15 protein-coding genes are annotated in these 15,545 nt (G+C 67.0%); 7 read left to right on the top strand and 8 right to left on the bottom strand.

Going from position 1 to position 15,545, the window contains the following annotated elements:
- Window positions 1-30 precede the first annotated feature (30 nt).
- From AB0876_RS20025 to AB0876_RS20005, 5 genes are read left to right on the top strand one after another with little or no spacing between them, the layout of a single operon-like run.
- Window positions 31-999 (top strand): GlxA family transcriptional regulator, encoded by a 969-nt coding sequence (locus AB0876_RS20025; RefSeq protein ID WP_526042748.1) that lies wholly within the window; start codon window positions 31-33, stop codon window positions 997-999.
- Between the two features lie 11 nt (window positions 1,000-1,010).
- On the top strand, window positions 1,011-1,736 hold the full coding sequence (locus AB0876_RS20020) for a DJ-1/PfpI family protein (RefSeq protein WP_064886831.1): 726 nt from the start codon (window positions 1,011-1,013) through the stop codon (window positions 1,734-1,736).
- Window positions 1,737-1,773: 37 nt separating this feature from the next.
- Window positions 1,774-2,574: an alpha/beta fold hydrolase gene (locus AB0876_RS20015; protein ID WP_055110380.1), complete on the top strand. Its 801-nt coding sequence runs from the start codon at window positions 1,774-1,776 to the stop codon at window positions 2,572-2,574.
- A gap of 16 nt (window positions 2,575-2,590) precedes the next feature.
- Window positions 2,591-4,249: a 2-succinyl-5-enolpyruvyl-6-hydroxy-3-cyclohexene-1-carboxylic-acid synthase gene (menD, locus tag AB0876_RS20010; RefSeq protein WP_526042747.1), complete on the top strand. Its 1,659-nt coding sequence runs from the start codon at window positions 2,591-2,593 to the stop codon at window positions 4,247-4,249.
- Window positions 4,250-4,281: 32 nt separating this feature from the next.
- A complete protein-coding gene (locus tag AB0876_RS20005; protein ID WP_064886832.1) occupies window positions 4,282-4,776 on the top strand; it encodes a DUF3592 domain-containing protein in 495 nt (164 codons plus the stop codon).
- Here the strand turns inward: AB0876_RS20005 and AB0876_RS20000 are convergent.
- Window positions 4,760-5,452, bottom strand: coding sequence for a DsbA family protein (locus tag AB0876_RS20000; protein ID WP_526042746.1), 693 nt, complete (start codon window positions 5,450-5,452; stop codon window positions 4,760-4,762). The genes AB0876_RS20005 and AB0876_RS20000 overlap by 17 nt on opposite strands.
- Before the next feature lie 89 nt (window positions 5,453-5,541).
- On the opposite strand from AB0876_RS20000, the gene AB0876_RS19995 reads away from it, so the two are divergent.
- Window positions 5,542-6,669, top strand: coding sequence for a glycosyltransferase family 4 protein (locus tag AB0876_RS19995; RefSeq protein WP_064886785.1), 1,128 nt, complete (start codon window positions 5,542-5,544; stop codon window positions 6,667-6,669).
- Between the two features lie 23 nt (window positions 6,670-6,692).
- Here the strand turns inward: AB0876_RS19995 and AB0876_RS19990 are convergent, their stop codons facing one another.
- The 3 genes from AB0876_RS19990 to AB0876_RS19980 are packed head-to-tail and all read right to left on the bottom strand — an operon-like array spanning window position 6,693 to window position 10,416.
- Window positions 6,693-7,529: an alpha/beta fold hydrolase gene (locus tag AB0876_RS19990; protein WP_064957040.1), complete on the bottom strand. Its 837-nt coding sequence runs from the start codon at window positions 7,527-7,529 to the stop codon at window positions 6,693-6,695.
- Window positions 7,530-7,576: 47 nt separating this feature from the next.
- Entirely contained in the window at window positions 7,577-9,532 is a 1,956-nt protein-coding gene (locus tag AB0876_RS19985; protein WP_526042745.1) for an aconitate hydratase, read from the bottom strand.
- Window positions 9,533-9,591: 59 nt separating this feature from the next.
- Window positions 9,592-10,416: an SDR family oxidoreductase gene (locus AB0876_RS19980; protein WP_526042744.1), complete on the bottom strand. Its 825-nt coding sequence runs from the start codon at window positions 10,414-10,416 to the stop codon at window positions 9,592-9,594.
- An 82-nt stretch (window positions 10,417-10,498) separates the two neighbouring features.
- Here AB0876_RS19980 and AB0876_RS19975 point away from each other — a divergent pair, with 82 nt between their 5' ends.
- A complete protein-coding gene (locus AB0876_RS19975) occupies window positions 10,499-11,191 on the top strand; it encodes a demethylmenaquinone methyltransferase (RefSeq protein WP_526042743.1) in 693 nt (230 codons plus the stop codon).
- Between the two features lie 107 nt (window positions 11,192-11,298).
- On the opposite strand, the gene AB0876_RS19970 is transcribed toward AB0876_RS19975, so the two are convergent.
- From AB0876_RS19970 to AB0876_RS19955, 4 genes are all read right to left on the bottom strand, one after another.
- A complete protein-coding gene (locus AB0876_RS19970) occupies window positions 11,299-12,762 on the bottom strand; it encodes a hypothetical protein (RefSeq protein WP_526042742.1) in 1,464 nt (487 codons plus the stop codon).
- Window positions 12,763-12,963: 201 nt separating this feature from the next.
- Window positions 12,964-13,821, bottom strand: coding sequence for a helix-turn-helix transcriptional regulator (locus AB0876_RS19965; protein ID WP_491841818.1), 858 nt, complete (start codon window positions 13,819-13,821; stop codon window positions 12,964-12,966).
- A 99-nt stretch (window positions 13,822-13,920) separates the two neighbouring features.
- Entirely contained in the window at window positions 13,921-14,619 is a 699-nt protein-coding gene (locus tag AB0876_RS19960) for an oxygenase MpaB family protein (RefSeq protein WP_526042741.1), read from the bottom strand.
- A gap of 5 nt (window positions 14,620-14,624) precedes the next feature.
- Entirely contained in the window at window positions 14,625-15,530 is a 906-nt protein-coding gene (locus tag AB0876_RS19955; protein WP_055110359.1) for an oxygenase MpaB family protein, read from the bottom strand.
- Window positions 15,531-15,545: the final 15 nt, after the last annotated feature.

Below are 15,545 nucleotides of genomic sequence, written 5' to 3'. Positions count from 1 at the left end.
GCCATCGCCGACGTCGCGAACACTGAAGGCGTGACGCGATCGGTGGTGATCCTGGGCTACGCCGGGGTGCAGGCGCTGGACCTCGTCGGGCCCTTCGACGTGTTCTCCACCGCCACGCTGGCACTGGCCGGCCTGGGCAGACCTGGCGACGGCTATGCCGTCACGGTGACCTCGGCGGACGGGCAGCCCGTCAGCACCCTCACCGGGCTGGAGTTCGTCGCCGCGCCGCTGCCTGACCCGCACGGTCCGATCGACACCATTGTCATCCCGGGTGGGATCGGCGCCGATGCCGCCCGGGCCAACCCGGCGGTCATCGACTGGATCAGCACGGCCGCGCGCAACGCCCGCCGCGTCGTCAGCGTGTGCACCGGTGCGTTCCTGGCCGCCGAGGCCGGACTGCTCGACGGTTGCCCCGCCACCACGCACTGGTCCTCCGCGCGCCGGATGGCAGATGAATTCCCTTCGGTGGCAGTCGATCCCGAGCCGATCTTCGTCAGAAGTTCCGAGCAGGTGTGGACAGCGGCGGGAGTGACCGCAGGCATCGACCTGGCGTTGTCGCTCGTCGAAGACGACTACGGCACCGACATCGCCCAGACGGTCGCCCGGTATCTGGTGCTCTACCTGCGCCGCCCCGGCGGTCAGACCCAGTTCGCCGCGCCGGTGTGGATGCCGCGGGCCAAGCGTGCCCCGATCCGCGTGGTTCAGGAATCCATCGAGGTCGAACCCGGTGGGGTGCACAGTATTTCCGAGCTGGCCCGACGGGCGGCGATGAGCCCCCGGCATTTCACCCGGGTGTTCACCGACGAGGTCGGTGAGGCGCCCGGCGCCTACGTGGAACGTATCCGCACCGATGCCGCGCGGCGTCAGCTGGAGGAGTCCGACGACACCGTCACCGTCATCGCCGCCCGCTGCGGATTCGGTACCGCCGAAACCATGCGGCGCAACTTCGTTCGGCGCCTGGGCATTTCGCCCGACCAATACCGCAAGACCTTCGCGTGAAAGGAAACACCATGCAGATCGCCATCGTGCTGTACCCCAGCTTCACCGCACTCGACTTCATCGGGCCCTACGAAGTGTTGCGCAACCTGCCCGACGCGGACGTGCGGTTCGTCTGGCACGAGCCGGGTCCCGTCACCGCCGACTCCGGCGTGCTGACCGTGGGGGCCACCCACAGTTTCGACGAAACCCCGTCACCCGATGTGGTGCTGGTGCCCGGCGGTCCCGGCACCACCATGGCCGCCCGCGACGACAAGGTGCTCGGCTGGCTGCGTCAGGTCTATCCGGGAACGACCTGGATGGCGTCGGTGTGCTCGGGTTCGGTGGTGCTGGCCGCGGCGGGCCTGCTTGACGGGAAACGTGCGACGTCGCACTGGTCGGTGCTGAGCGCATTGAAGATGATGGGTGTGACACCGGTCGGGGATCAGCGCATCGTGCGGGCCGACCCGGACGGGAAGGTGATCACCGCGGCGGGCGTCTCGGCCGGGATCGACCTGGCCGTCTGGCTGGCGGGCCAGATCGGCGGCGAGGCGAAGGCGAAGGCCATTCAGCTGATGATCGAGTACGACCCGCAGCCGCCGTTCGATTCCGGGCATATGTCGAAGGCGAGCGCGGCCACCAAGGCCGGTGCCACCGCGCTGCTGAGCAAGGACATGATCAAGCCCGAACCGCTCAAGGCGGGGGTGTTGCTGGCGTGGGATCAGGCGATCAGGAAGGTCCGGGGCCGTCGCACTGCGTGATCTGGTGCACTGGTCGTGATCGAGTAGCGTCGGCCGGGTGAATCTGGCATATGACGAGCGAGGCAAGGGCGACCCGGTGCTGTTCATCGCCGGCCGCGGTGGTGCGGGCCGCACCTGGCACCTGCACCAGGTCCCGGCGCTGCAGCGGGCCGGCTACCGCGTCATCACCTTCGACAACCGCGGGGTCGGCGCGACGGAGAACGCCCAGGGGTTCGGCACCGAGCAGATGGTGGCCGACACCGCCGAGCTGATCGAAAAGCTCGGGGCGGCCCCGGCGCACATCGTGGGTGTGTCGATGGGGTCGTTCATCGCACAGGAGCTGATGTTGGCGCGTCCGGATCTGGTGCGGTCGGCCGTGTTGATGGCCACCCGTGGCCGTCACGACCGGGCCCGCGAGTTCTTCCGCACCGCCGAGCGTGACCTGGCGGCCTCAGGCGTGCAGCTGCCGCCGACGTTCGACGCCAAGCTCCGGATGATGGAGAGTTTCTCGCCCAAGACGCTCAACGACGACGCGTTGGTGCGCGACTGGAGTGAGATGTTCACCATGTGGCCGACCAAGCAGACTCCCGGTCTCGCCGCCCAGTCCGACGCCGGTCCGGTGGGCAACCGGCTGCCGGCGTACCAGGCGATCACCACTCCGGTGCTGGTCATCGGGTTCGCCGACGATGTGGTGCTGCCGCCGCATCTGGGCCGTGAGGTGGCCGATGCGATTCCCACCGCCCGTTACCTGGAGATCCCCGACACCGGTCACCTCGGCTTCATCGAGAAGCCCGACGCCGTGAACGCCGTGCTGCTCGAGTTCCTGGCCGGGCAGACCGGCCAGACCGGCCAGTACTGACGAATAAGGTGAAGTGGTGAACCCCTCGACGGCACAGGCGCGCGTAGTCGTCGACGAACTCATCCGCGGCGGCGTCCGCGATGTCGTGCTGTGCCCGGGCTCGCGTAATGCCCCGCTGGCGTTCGCGCTGTCCGACGCCGACCGGGCCGGCCGGATCCGTCTGCACGTTCGCATCGATGAACGCACGGCCGGCTACCTGGCGATCGGTCTTGCGGTGGCAGAACGGGCGCCGGTCTGCATCGCGATGACCTCGGGTACCGCGGTGGCCAATCTCGGCCCCGCGGTCGTGGAGGCCAACTACGCCCGGGTTCCGCTGATCGTGCTGAGCGCCAACCGGCCCTATGAAATGTTGGGCACCGGCGCCAATCAGACCTTCGAGCAGTTGGGCTACTTCGGTACCCAGGTGCGGGCCAACATCAGCCTCGGCCTGGCTGAAGACCGCCCAGAACAGCTGGACTCACTCAACGCCCAATGGCGTTCGGCGACCTGCCGAGTGCTCGCGGCGGCCACCGGATCACGCACCGCCAACGCGGGCCCGGTGCAGTTCGACATCCCGCTGCGCGAACCGCTGGTTCCCGACAGCGTGCACGCGGACGAGTCATTCCCGGGGTTTGTCGGCTCCTCGCGCGAGCGCTCGTCGGAAGGCCGTCCGGACGGCAAGCCGTGGACGTACACCCCGGCGGTGAGCTTCGATCAGCCGCTGGAGATCGACCTCACCCCGGACACGGTGGTGATCGCCGGGCACGGCGCCGGCGTGCACCCCAACCTGGCCGGTCTGCCGACGGTGGCCGAGCCCACCGCGCCGCTGCCCGCCAACCCGCTGCACCCGCTGGCACTTCGCCTGGTGCATCCCAAGCAGGTCATCATGCTGGGCCGGCCCACGTTGCACCGGCCGGTGTCGGCGCTGCTGGCCGATCCGGCGGTGCCGGTCTACGCGCTGACGACGGGTCCACGCTGGCCCGATGTCTCCGGCAACTCGATGGCCACCGGTACCCGGGCGGTGGCGACCGGAACCCCGGACCCGGCCTGGCTGAACCGCTGCGCCGAGGTGAACCGGCACGCGGTGGCTGCGGTGCGTCAACAACTCGAGGCCCACCCGCTGACCACCGGCCTGCACGTGGCCGCGGTGGTCGCCGATGCGTTGCGCCCGGGGGATCAGCTGGTGCTCGGGGCGTCCAACCCGGTGCGCGATGCCGCCCTGGTCGGGCTGACCACCGAGGGCGTCAAGGTGCGGTCCAACCGCGGTGTGGCCGGTATCGACGGCACGGTGTCGACGGCGATCGGCGCGGCGCTGGCGCACGACGGCCGGACCCTCGCGCTGATCGGGGATCTGACCTTCGTCCACGACAGCTCGGGGTTGTTGATCGGGCCCACCGAGCCGACGCCGCGGAACCTGACGATCGTGGTGTCCAACGACAACGGCGGCGGCATCTTCGAGCTGCTGGAACAGGGTGATCCGCGGTTCTCCGACGTGTCTTCCCGGATCTTCGGCACGCCGCACGATGTGGACATCGCGGCGTTGTGCCGGGCCTATCACGTCGAGTGCGGGCAGGTGGAGGCCGGCGCGCTCGGCGCGGCCCTGGCCGAACCCTTCGACGGCATGCGGGTGCTGGAGGTGAAGGCCGACCGGTCGTCGCTGCGTGCCCTGCACGCGTCGATCAAGGCAGCCTTGTGAGGCCCGCACAGATCGCGGCGCGGTTGCGGGCAATGGTGCAGCCATTGATCCCGCACCTGTACGGCGAGCCGGGGGAGACCCGCTCGCAGCGGATCATCCGGCGGGTGCGGATCGGCGTGGTGATCGCCGCCTGCCTGGTCACGTTGCAGTCTGTGCTGTTGGTGATGGGCGCCTGGCGTAACGACCAGCAGATCGAGCGGAACATGGGGGTGGCCGCGGCCGAGGTGCTCAGCGCCGGACCGCGGCGCTCGACCATCGAGTTCGTCACGCCGGACCGAGTGACCTACCGCCCCGAGCTGGGGGTGCTGTACCCCTCGGAGCTCGATACCGGGATGCGGATCTACGTCGAGTACGACAAGAACAATCCCGATCTGGTGCGGGTGCGGGACCGCGACGCGTCACTGGCGATCATCCCGGCCGGATCGATCGCGGTGGTGGGCTGGCTGGTGGCGGCTGCGGCGTTGGCGCTGCTGGCTTTTCTGCAGCGCCGGCCCAGCTCAACCGGAACCGTCAACTCCTCGGCGTAGCAAGCAGTTTGGCCAGCCAGTCCGGGTCGCCGATATCGACGACCTCTTCGCCGACGAGGTCGTAGATCGCCGGGGTGGACACCTCGTATTGGGTTTCGCTGAGCAGTTCGGCGTTGGCCTCGTTGAGTTGTTCGGAGTCGATGGCCTGCGCGCCGGCCGCGATCTTGTCGGTCTGCTCGCTGCCGACCCCGCTCCCGGATGCCATCGCGGCGATCTCGTCGTCGGTCGGGCCGGGCGAGCCCTCGGGCTCCTGGTGGCCCCAGAGGTCCTGAACGAATGCCTGGAACGCCATGCCCGTGGTGCCCGGGCCGGCGGCCAGGAACAGCGCGTTGGCCACGTGGGCCGAGTACTCGGTGCCCATCCGGTCCAGGAAGGTCAGCGGCCGGTAGGTCACGGCCAGCTGGCCCTGGCCGATAGCCGCGGCGATGGCATCGCCGGACTCATGTTGCAGGTGGGCGCAGGCCGGGCACTGCGGTTCGGTGAAAAACTCGATCTGGGCAGGCGCATCCGGGAAGCCGATCTGGATACCCCAGCCGTCCTCGGTGATCTCGCTGCCGGGCTTGTTGCTGTTGGCCTGCGCGGTGCCGTCGACCAATCGGGTGCAACCGGAGGTGGCACCGGCGACGGACAGGGCCACCACGGCCAGCATCGCTGCAGCAACGCGCGGTAATCGCATTCGCCAACCCTAGACCCGGGCATCAGGTTTTAGCGTGTCGTATCCCCGGACGCTACCTCGGGGACAGGTGCCGCTGGGACTATCTTGGTGTGCGCGTTGCGATCGTTGCAGAGTCCTTCCTCCCGAATGTCAACGGCGTCACCAACTCGGTGCTTCGGGTGATCGAGCATCTCCGCCGCACCGGCCACGAGGTACTCGTCATCGCCCCGGACACCCCGCGGGGTCAGCCGCCTGCCGAACGGGTCCATGACGGTGTGCGGGTGCACCGGGTGCCTTCGCGAATGTTTCCCAAGGTGACCTCGCTGCCGCTGGGCGTGCCGCGGCCGCGGATGGTCAATGTGCTGCGCGGCTTCGACCCCGACGTTGTGCACCTGGCCTCACCCGCGCTGCTCGGCTGGGGCGGCGTACACGCCGCCCGCTACCTCGGCGTGCCGTCGGTGGCCGTGTTCCAGACCGATGTCGCCGGTTTCGCCGAGAGCTACGGCGTTGGTGTGCTGTCGCGGGCATCATGGGCCTGGACCCGGCGTCTGCACAGCAAGGCCGACCGTACCCTGGCACCGTCCACCTCGGCGATGGAAAACCTTGAGGCCCATAGGATTCCCCGAGTGTTCAAGTGGGGACGCGGTGTGGACATCACCGGGTTCGCCCCGTCGGCTCGCGATGAGCAGCTGCGGGCGTCGTGGTCGGCCGAGGGCAAGCCGGTCGTCGGGTTCGTCGGACGGTTGGCGCCGGAGAAGCACGTGGAGCGCTTGGCGGCGCTGGCCGTGCGCGACGACCTGCAGCTGGTGGTGGTGGGTGACGGGGTGGACCGGGCCAAGCTCGAATCTGTGCTGCCATCGGCGGTTTTCACCGGTGAACTGCACGGCTCGGAACTGGCGGCGGCCTACGCCAGCATGGACGTGTTCGTCCACCCCGGCGAGCACGAGACGTTCTGTCAGGCCGTTCAGGAGGCGATGGCCTCGGGACTGCCGGTGATCGCTCCCGATGCCGGTGGGCCTCGGGATCTGGTGGCGCCCTACCGCACTGGACTGTTGCTGCCCGTGAACGAATTCGAGTCCGCGCTACCCGCTTCTGTGGAGCACCTGATCGCCGAGCGGTCGCGCTACTCGGTGGCCGCTCGGCGCAGCGTGCTGAGCCGCACCTGGCCGGCCATCTGTGACGAGCTGATCGGGCACTACGAAGCCGTGCAGGGCCTACGCCGGCTGCGCGCCGCCTGACTTGGCTACTGCTCCAACCGGTTTCAGGACCGCAGCCACTCCAGCAGATCCGCCATGATGGTCTCGGCGTGGGTGGTCGGCATGCCGTGCGGGAAACCGGGGTAGCTCTTGAGGGTCCCGTTGGGCAGCAGCTTCGCCGACAGCGGACCAGAATCCGCGTACGGCACGATCTGGTCGTCTTCGCCGTGCATCACCAGTGACGGCAAGGTGATCTTCTTGAGGTCCTCGGTGAAATCCGTCTGGGAGAAGGCGACGATGCCGTCGTAGTGGGCCTTGGGGTCGCCCATCATGCCTTGGCGCCACCAATTGGCGATGATCGCCTCGCGAGCAGGCTCGGGAGTTTTCTCCTGTTCGCGATTGAAGCCGTAGAACGGACCCGACGGCAGGGCGCGGTAGAACACCGAGCGGTTCGCCGCCAGCTGCGCCTGCAGATCGTCGAACACCGACTTGGGCAGGCCGCCCGGGTTGGCGTCGGTCTTGACCATCAGCGGCGGCACCGAGCTGATCAGGACCGCATGCGCCGCCCGATCCAGCCCGTGACGGGCCAGGTAGCGCACCAGTTCACCCCCGCCGGTGGAGTGGCCGACGTGGATGGCGTCGTGCAGGTCCAGATGCTTGACCACCGCGGCGAGGTCGTCGGCGTAGTGGTCCATGTCGTGGCCGTCGGCCACGTGGGAGGAGCGCCCGTGCCCACGCCGGTCGACAGCGACAACCCGATAGCCGTGCTGAAGGAAGAACAGCATGAACGTGTCCCAGTCGTCGGCGGACAACGGCCAGCCGTGACTGAAGACGATCGGCTGGCCGGAGCCCCAGTCCCGATAGAAAATCTCGACATTGTCAGAAGTCGTGATCTTAGGCATGTGCTCGACGCTACGCCCATCCGCGCTTTGCCGGCGGGGTTCTCGGCCTAATTCTTCTGCTGGGCGGCCAGCCACGGGATGAGGCCGCCGGCCAGGACGTGCTGGATCTGGCGCGATGAAAGTCTGTGCTGCACCGGGAAACTCGTGCCCTTCGTGGCGTTGGTAACGGTCATCGGAAGGCCGTCGGTCAACGCCTGGCGTACGTTGGTGAGGGAAAGCACGTCACCCTGAGCGACGCCGTCGTAGTCGGCCGGATCGACGAATTCCAGTGCCAGCACACCGAAATTGGCGAGATTTTGCCAATGGATACGGGCGAAGGACTTGGCGATCACGACCTGCAGCCCGAGATAGCGTGGCGCGATCGCGGCATGTTCGCGCGATGAGCCCTGACCGTAGTTCTCCCCGCCGACGATGATGTGGCCGTTCTCGGCGGACTGCGCCCGTTCCGGATAGCTTTCGTCGATCTGGGTGAAGCTGAACATGGCCAGCTTGGGAATGTTGGACCGGAACGGCAGGGCACGCGCGCCTGCCGGTGAGATCTCGTCGGTGGAGATGTTGTCGCCGACTTTGAGCAGGACCGGGGCCGTCACTGCTTCGGGCAGCGGTGCCAGCTCGGGAAGGCTGGAGATGTTGGGGCCCTTGATAACCTGGACGGTCCGGGCCTGCTCGAGTGCGGCCGGAGCGACCAGCATGGCGGTGTTGACGCTGAAATGGGTGGGCAGATCGAGCTCGGGGTACTCGATGCCGTTGTCGGCGGCCCACTGCCGCGGGTCGGTGATGACACCGGTGATCGCCGATGCCGCAGCGGTTTCGGGCGAGCACAGCCACACCGAATCCTCCTTGGTGCCGGACCGGCCGGGGAAGTTGCGGGGCATGGTCCGCAGCGAGTTCCGGCCGGTGGCCGGAGCTTGGCCCATGCCGATGCAGCCCATGCAGCCCGCCTGATGGATGCGCGCGCCGTTGATGACGAGTTCGGTCGTGGCGCCCATTCTCGTCAGATCGGTCAGGATCTCGCGGGAGGTGGGGTTGACATCGAAGCTGACGTCGGGCGAGGTCTGGCGGCCGTGCACCATGGCCGCTGCGATCGCGAAGTCGCGTAATCCGGGATTGGCGCTGGAGCCGATGACGACCTGCGCGACGGGCTCGCCCGCCACCTCCGACACCGGCACGACGTTGCCCGGTGACGACGGTTTGGCGATCAGCGGTTCGAGCGTCGACAGGTCGATGACCTCGTCGATGTCGTATTGCGCGCCGTCGTCGGCGACGAGTTCGGTCCAGTCGTCACCGCGATCCTCGCTGGTGAGAAAGTCACGCACTGCGTCGTCGCTGGGGAAGACGGTCGTGGTGGCCCCGAGCTCGGCGCCCATGTTCGCGATGACATGCCGGTCCATGGCCGACAGCCCTGCCAGGCCGGGCCCGTAGTACTCGATGATGCGGTTGACGCCGCCCTTGACGTCATGGCGCCGCAGCATCTCGAGGATGACGTCCTTCGCTGAACACCATTGCGGGAGTTCGCCTTCCAGTCGGACACCCCACACCTCCGGTGCCCGCAGGTGCAGCGGCTCGCCGGCGATGGCCAGCGCCACTTCGAGTCCACCGACACCGATCGCCAGCATGCCCAGCGATCCGGCCGCCGGGGTGTGGGAGTCCGAACCCACCATCGTCTTACCCGGTATCCCGAAGCGTTGCATGTGCGTGGGGTGGGAGACGCCGTTGCCGGGCTTGGAGAACCACAGCCCGAAATGTTGCGCCGCGGTCCGCAGGTATTCGTGGTCCTCGGCGTTCTTCTCATCGGTCTGCAGCAGGTTGTGGTCGACGTACTGCACGCTGACCTCGGTGCGGGCCCGGTCGAGCCCGAGGGCCTCGAGTTCCTGCATCACGAGCGTTCCCGTGGCGTCCTGGGTCAGGGTCTGGTCGATCCGGATCGCGATCTCGTCCCCGGGTGTCATCGACCCGGAGACGAGATGCGAACCGATCAACTTCTGTGTGACGCTCTCCGGCATCTCCCTAGCGTTCCCGCGTGCTCACGCCGCGAAACCGGCCCACCTTCCCCTGGGCGAGGTTAGCCCTGGGCCAGCACCGACACCGGCTGCCACTGCTCCCACGTCGCCAGCCGGCTCTCGTAGTCGGCCCTGGCCAACTGCAGGGGCAGCTCACCGAAGAACACCCGCAGCGGCGGGTTCTCGGCGTCGACGATCTTGAGCATCGCCTCGGCCGACGCCTTCGGATCGCCGGGCTTGGCGCTGCGCTGGGCGCGGGCGCGTTGCGCGGCCTCGCGGGCTTCGTCGTAATCGGCAAGCGGGGCAGCATGTCTGGCCGAGGATCCCGCCCAGTCGGTGGAGAAGCCGCCCGGCTCGATCAGCGTCACATGCACACCGAACGGTGCGACCTCGGCGGCCAGTGACTGTGAGAACCCTTCCAGCGCCCACTTCGACGCGTGGTACATGCCGACCAGGGGAAACGCGGTGATACCGCCGATCGAGGACACCTGGATGATGTGCCCGCTGCCCTGGGCGCGCAGGTACGGCAGCGCGGCCTGGCTGACCCACAGTGCGCCGAAGACGTTCGTCTCGATCTGATCGCGGGCGTCGGCCTCCGACAGTTCCTCGATGAACCCGAACTGGCCGTAGCCGGCGTTGTTGACGACGATGTCCAGCCGGCCGAAGTGGTCATGGGCCTGTTTGACGGCGGCGAAGTCCGCCTCGCGGTCGGTGACATCCAGCCGGATCGGCAGGAGTGCGTCGCCGTACTTGGCGGACAGGTCGGCCAGCGTGGCGGTGTCGCGCGCAGTGGCGGCGACCTTGTCGCCCCGGTCGAGGGCGGCGATCGCCCATTCCCGGCCGAAGCCGCGCGATGCACCGGTGATGAACCACACTTTTTCACTCATGATCAGGTTCAAGGCGTGCCGGTGAGCGCCAATTCCCGGTCGCAGGAAGTTCACAGAGATGAGTACGGGTAGCGTCGGCGGCGTGAGTCGAGCGAGCCTGGAGAAGAACCCCCACGAAGTGGCGTCGATGTTCGATGCCGTGGCGCGGCGCTACGACCTGACGAACACCGTGCTCTCGCTCGGGCAGGACCGCTTCTGGCGCCGGCAGACCCGCGCGGCGCTGGGGATCGGGCCCGGTGACAAGGTGCTGGACCTGGCCGCGGGCACCGCGGTGTCGACGGTCGAGTTGGCGACGTCGGGTGCCTGGTGTGTGGCGGCGGACTTCTCGGTCGGCATGCTCGCCGCGGGGGCAGGACGTCCCGTGCCCAAGGTGGGTGCCGACGCCACCCGGCTGCCGTTCGCCGACGGGGTGTTCGACGCGGTCACCATCAGCTTCGGGCTGCGCAACGTCGTCGACCACGTGGCGGGTCTGCGTGAGATGGCCCGCGTGACGCGGCCCGGCGGCCGGTTGGTGGTGTGTGAGTTCTCGACGCCGACCAACGGTGCGTTCGCCACGGTGTACAAGGAGTACCTGATGCAGGCGCTGCCACGGATGGCGACCGCGATGTCCAGTAACCCGGACGCCTACGTCTATCTGGCCGAGTCGATTCGCGCGTGGCCGGATCAGGCCGAGCTGGCCCGGCGCATCGGCGAGGCCGGGTGGTCACAGGTCAAGTGGCGCAACCTGACTGGTGGCATCGTGGCCCTGCACGCGGCGACCAAGCCGTCTCCCTGAACACCCGCCGGGCATTCCGCGTCGAGGCAGCATTCCGCGCACACACATACAGATGGAGATCGGCCCTCTCGCCTGAGCGAGAGGGCCGATTACCTTGCGTGGTACTGCTATTCGGAGTTGCTGCTCTTGTCGGACTTTCCGGTCTTGCTGCCGGCGGTCTTGTCGGCTGACGCGGCCTTCTTGGCGGGCTTGTCGAAGGCCTTCTTGATCTTCTGACCGATCTTGTCGACGGTCGCCGAAACTTTCTCGCTGACTACCTTGCCGGGCTTGAGCACCTTGTCACCCGCGGTGCCCTCGACGGTGGACTTACCGGGCACTGCGACGATGCTGTCCCGCACCAGCCGGTAAGTCGGCTTGGTGCCTGCCTTCTCCGGGATGGCGGCGGGCGTCTCGGATTCGTCGGCGGCCGGAGCCGTTTCGGTTTCCGATGACACCGGGGTGGTGGTTTCCGATGGCGTCTCTGCCGGTCCGGTCACCGCGGCGCCGGTATCGGCCGGTTCGGCTTCGGGCTTCACGGTAGCGTCGTCGACCGCAGTGATGGCTGCGAGTGTGTTGTCGGCACCGGCCAACTCGGATCCTGTTGTTTCCGAGGTGGTTCCGGCCGCCAGACGTGCGGTGGCCGGCGCGGCGGGCGGAGTGATCGCCGCGGCGATGGCCTTGGGAACGTCGATCAGGATCGCGCGCAGCGGGGCGTACCCCCGGTCAGGGCTGAAGAGCCCGGCGGTCCAGCTGCCGGGCGCTCCGGGGCGTCGAGGAGGCACATAGGACCCGTTGAGGATCGAGCTGACGGTATCGGCCGGTGCGTTGATGATCGTGCTCGCGAACTTCACCATGTCGCCAGTCTTGACGGCGTCGTAAAGGTCCTGCCCGATGCGAGCGGCGCCCGCTGACACGTAGCCCTGGATGAGGCTGACGTACCCCATGCCGACCTGGCCTACCAGCCCTACATCGATGAATGATTTGTAGGACAGAAGATTCAGCACGGAGGACAGATTGCCGACCATCTGGTTGGGGATGGAGAGGAGATTGAGCATCGGGAACAGGGTCGACGCGATAGTCAGGGTGGCGCGCGACATGACGTTGCCGACGCCCATGATGTCACCGGCCTCGAACTTGAGGCGCGCCTCTTCCAGATATTCCGGAATGTAGATGGTCGCCGCATTGATCAAGTTCTGGACCGTCGTCGACAGTGACTCGCCGACAAGTTCGGCGTAGCCGGTCTGATTGGCGATGATCTGGCGTAGGACCGGCGCCGGCTCGGCCAGCGCGTTCTGGAAGAGCTTCGTCAGGTTGCTGGATGTCAGCTCGAACACCTCGGCCCACCGCCCAATGGGATCCACGAGCGAGGACTCAGCCAGGGGTGCTGCGAACGGGTTGGCATCGCCGAGGATCGCCGCGAACGGGCTGGCATCGGCGGGGCTGGGCAGGTCCAGGGTCTGCACCGCGGCCGACAGCGTCACCGCGCGGTTCTGGATCTCGGGCGCCGCCGCGGTGATGGGGGTGGCCGCAATGATGCCGGCCCCGACAATCGCCACGCCGGCGGTCACATAAGGCCGTAGTGCGAGGTGCAACTCGGTCTCCTTCTAGATCGTGAAACGTGTCAGCGATCACTGACCGAGCGAACGTAGCTGAAAGAAACCTGTGAAACATTCGCATTCTGAAACACGTTTCAATTCCTGCAAGCTGCGAATCTTCACATTGCTAAAAGATCTCCAGGGGTGCCTCGCGCTGAGGAGGATGTGAAGGGAGTGCCTCGTTGTGTACCAGCACGTTTACTCTTTGGCGCGGTACTCGCTCGGTGATATACCGACGCGCCGCTTGAAAGCGGTGGCAAAGTGACTACGGTTCGGGAACCCGACTTTCGTGGCGATGTCGCTGATCGACAGTGCTGTCGTCAGCAACAGTGTCTGGGCGCGGGCGATCCGGCGTTCCAGTACGAACTGGTATGGCGTGGTGTGGAAGGACCGGCGAAATGCCTGACTGAACGTGCTCACGGGCATCTCGGCCAGTTCGGCGAGCCCATCGAGTGTGATCTCGGAATCGAGGCTGTCGGTCAGATAGGCCACGATCGCCGAGCGGGTCGCGGCGTCCAGAGTGGTTCGCTGGTGCTGTTTTTGCGGTCGGGCGGCCGTGCAGGTGTCGACGATCAACAGCCGGATCGTCTCGGCGAGCGAGTCCGTCAGTAACCGGGCCACCGCGTCTTCGCGGCCGGCGACACCGTAGATCTCCTCGATCAGGTGATGGACCAGGAGGTCTTTGTACTTGACCCGGGGGAGCAGTGCCGTGTCACCGATCGCGTGGCCGGGGATGCCGATCTCGCAGTATCGGGCCACGTTCCCCTGAACCAGTGCGGCACAGGGTATTCCGGCCGGCTTCCACCAGATGTCGCCGGTACTGGGTGGGACTTGGCCAGAAGGGCCCCAGTCGAGCAGCGTCGTCATCGACCGCATCGCTCCGTGCCGATACACATACATCAGGTGGTGGTCCTCATCGAAGCTGCACCAGTCCGTCGGTGCGGAAATCTGCTCCGTGGCGAAGGTGAAGGACAGGCCCCGCGCGTTTACCTTCTTTCTCTCCAGCACTGTGCGCGGTGTCAGCGGTCGGTCACCGTCCCAAGGTTTCTTTGCCACGCGGCCGAGTGTATTGACCGGGTGGCCCGCCTGGGCGTCAAGTTCTTTGACGATGTCGTCGCGATGTGTCCCGAAGGAGAGGCTTGCTGCGGTTCGACTTCAGGCCAGCACGCGACTGGTCAGCACGAACCGCCGCAGAGACCGCCGATCGCGCGGGGTGATCACCGTCCCAGTCAGCTCGGCCGCCCTCGGATGCTGCATCGCCCGGATCGCCCGGCGCGGCACGGCCCGCGGCCACCAGTCCGTCGGCGCGAACATCTGCCGGCGGAACGGCTCGAAGTGTTCGCCCGCCACCAACTGGGTGCGGCAGGCGTCCTCGAAGTAGGTGCAGAACTCGGGCCAGCTCGCCGGCATCGGGCGCGTGGAGATGCCGTAACGCCGATACCACGCGCAGCACTCCTGGTAGAGCCGCTCGTGCTCACCTTCGTCCAGCTTCCGGATGAATGTATTGACCATCATCACAATGCTTTCCACGTACGTGGCGTGCTGGAAGTGGAATACGTCGGGATTCAGCGCGTGGTACTTGTTCCCGTCCGGGTCCCGACCCTTGACGTCCTCGTGTGCGAACCGGATGTAGGGGCGCATGTCGACGTCGGTGAAGGCGATCCTGATCGCCTGGGTCACCGTGCGTTTGTGGTGCAACCACACCCGTCGGTGCAACAGCGCGTGCTGTGTGATCCCGGTGGCGATCGTCGGATGCAGGGACTGCAGGCAGACGGCTCTCGGCAGGACGAACAGGAACCGCCGGTCCTGCAGATAACGCGACAGCATGGTGTCCGAGCCGAGCCCGGCCGCCACGGAGGTCAGATCAGCGCCTTCTTGCGGCGGATCCGGCGGCGCAGGTCCTTCATCAGCACCGCATAGTTGCCGTTGCGCAGTGACTTCGGCAGGAAGCGGTTGACGAACGCCACGAACAGAAAGAGATGCTCGAAGCGGCGCCGGTCGGTATCGGTCCACTCCAATTCCATCGCGTCGCGGAACACCGGTGCCAGGAATCCGATGGTCAGGAACCGCAGCAGCGGCGCCAGCATCTTCCGCATCGGCCAGTTGATCATGCGCAATTCGACCAGGACCATGAGGTAATCCCGGACGAACGGGGTCATCTCGACGCGTTCGCATGCGGTGTTCCAGTAAGCGTCGAAGTCCGCCCTGGTGGCCGGCCACATCTCCTCGAGGACCTGCAGCGTGGTGCCGATGGTCATCGCGCTCTGGTAGAAGGTTTCGGCCTGTTCTTCGGTCATCGTGCCGTAGAGCAGTTGATGGGTGTCCTCGTAGAAGATGAAAAGGCATGCTGCCACCCACAACTGCAGTTCGCGGTTGAACGCGTTGTACTTGACCGGACTGTCCTCGGTGGACCGAACCTGCCGGTGCGCAACGTTGACGGCTTCGCGGTAGGCGTTCTTCTCCTCGTCGGTGCCGAGGATCGCCACGGTCAGGTATTGCGCCGTGGTGCGCAGGCGCTTCCACGGGTGGTGCACCAAACTTCCTGATTCCACCCGGCTTTCGGCGACGCCGTACCCCACTTCGGGCCAGCTCATCTGCATGATGACATTGGCCGCCGCTCCGGCGGCGGACCAGAAGTCCAGCGCGTCCGAGAGGTCGACATGCTTCTTGCGGATCCACCGCGGTACCCGCTGTGTGACGGTGATGCGGGTCTCGGCGGTGGTCAGCCGCGGCTCGGCGGCCAGGTCCACGTACGTCGCTGGCATGGGGACTCCTCTCGG

This window comes from Mycobacterium sp. NPDC049093 (assembly GCF_040704635.1).
Lineage (GTDB): Bacteria > Actinomycetota > Actinomycetes > Mycobacteriales > Mycobacteriaceae > Mycobacterium.
The sequence above is the reverse complement of the archived record's forward strand: the minus strand, read 5'-3'. Positions and strand labels throughout refer to the sequence as shown.

Excerpts from the sequence above, each read along its gene's own strand:
- AB0876_RS19955 (WP_055110359.1), bottom strand. The coding sequence starts at position 15,530 with ATGCCAGCGACGTACGTGGACCTGGCCGCCGAGCCGCGGCTGACCACC.
- AB0876_RS19980 (WP_526042744.1), bottom strand. The coding sequence starts at position 10,416 with ATGAGTGAAAAAGTGTGGTTCATCACCGGTGCATCGCGCGGCTTCGGC.
- AB0876_RS20000 (WP_526042746.1), bottom strand. The coding sequence starts at position 5,452 with ATGCGATTACCGCGCGTTGCTGCAGCGATGCTGGCCGTGGTGGCCCTG.
- AB0876_RS20020 (WP_064886831.1), top strand. The coding sequence starts at position 1,011 with ATGCAGATCGCCATCGTGCTGTACCCCAGCTTCACCGCACTCGACTTC.
- AB0876_RS19990 (WP_064957040.1), bottom strand. The coding sequence starts at position 7,529 with ATGCCTAAGATCACGACTTCTGACAATGTCGAGATTTTCTATCGGGAC.
- AB0876_RS19985 (WP_526042745.1), bottom strand. The coding sequence starts at position 9,532 with ATGCCGGAGAGCGTCACACAGAAGTTGATCGGTTCGCATCTCGTCTCC.
- AB0876_RS20005 (WP_064886832.1), top strand. The coding sequence starts at position 4,282 with ATGGTGCAGCCATTGATCCCGCACCTGTACGGCGAGCCGGGGGAGACC.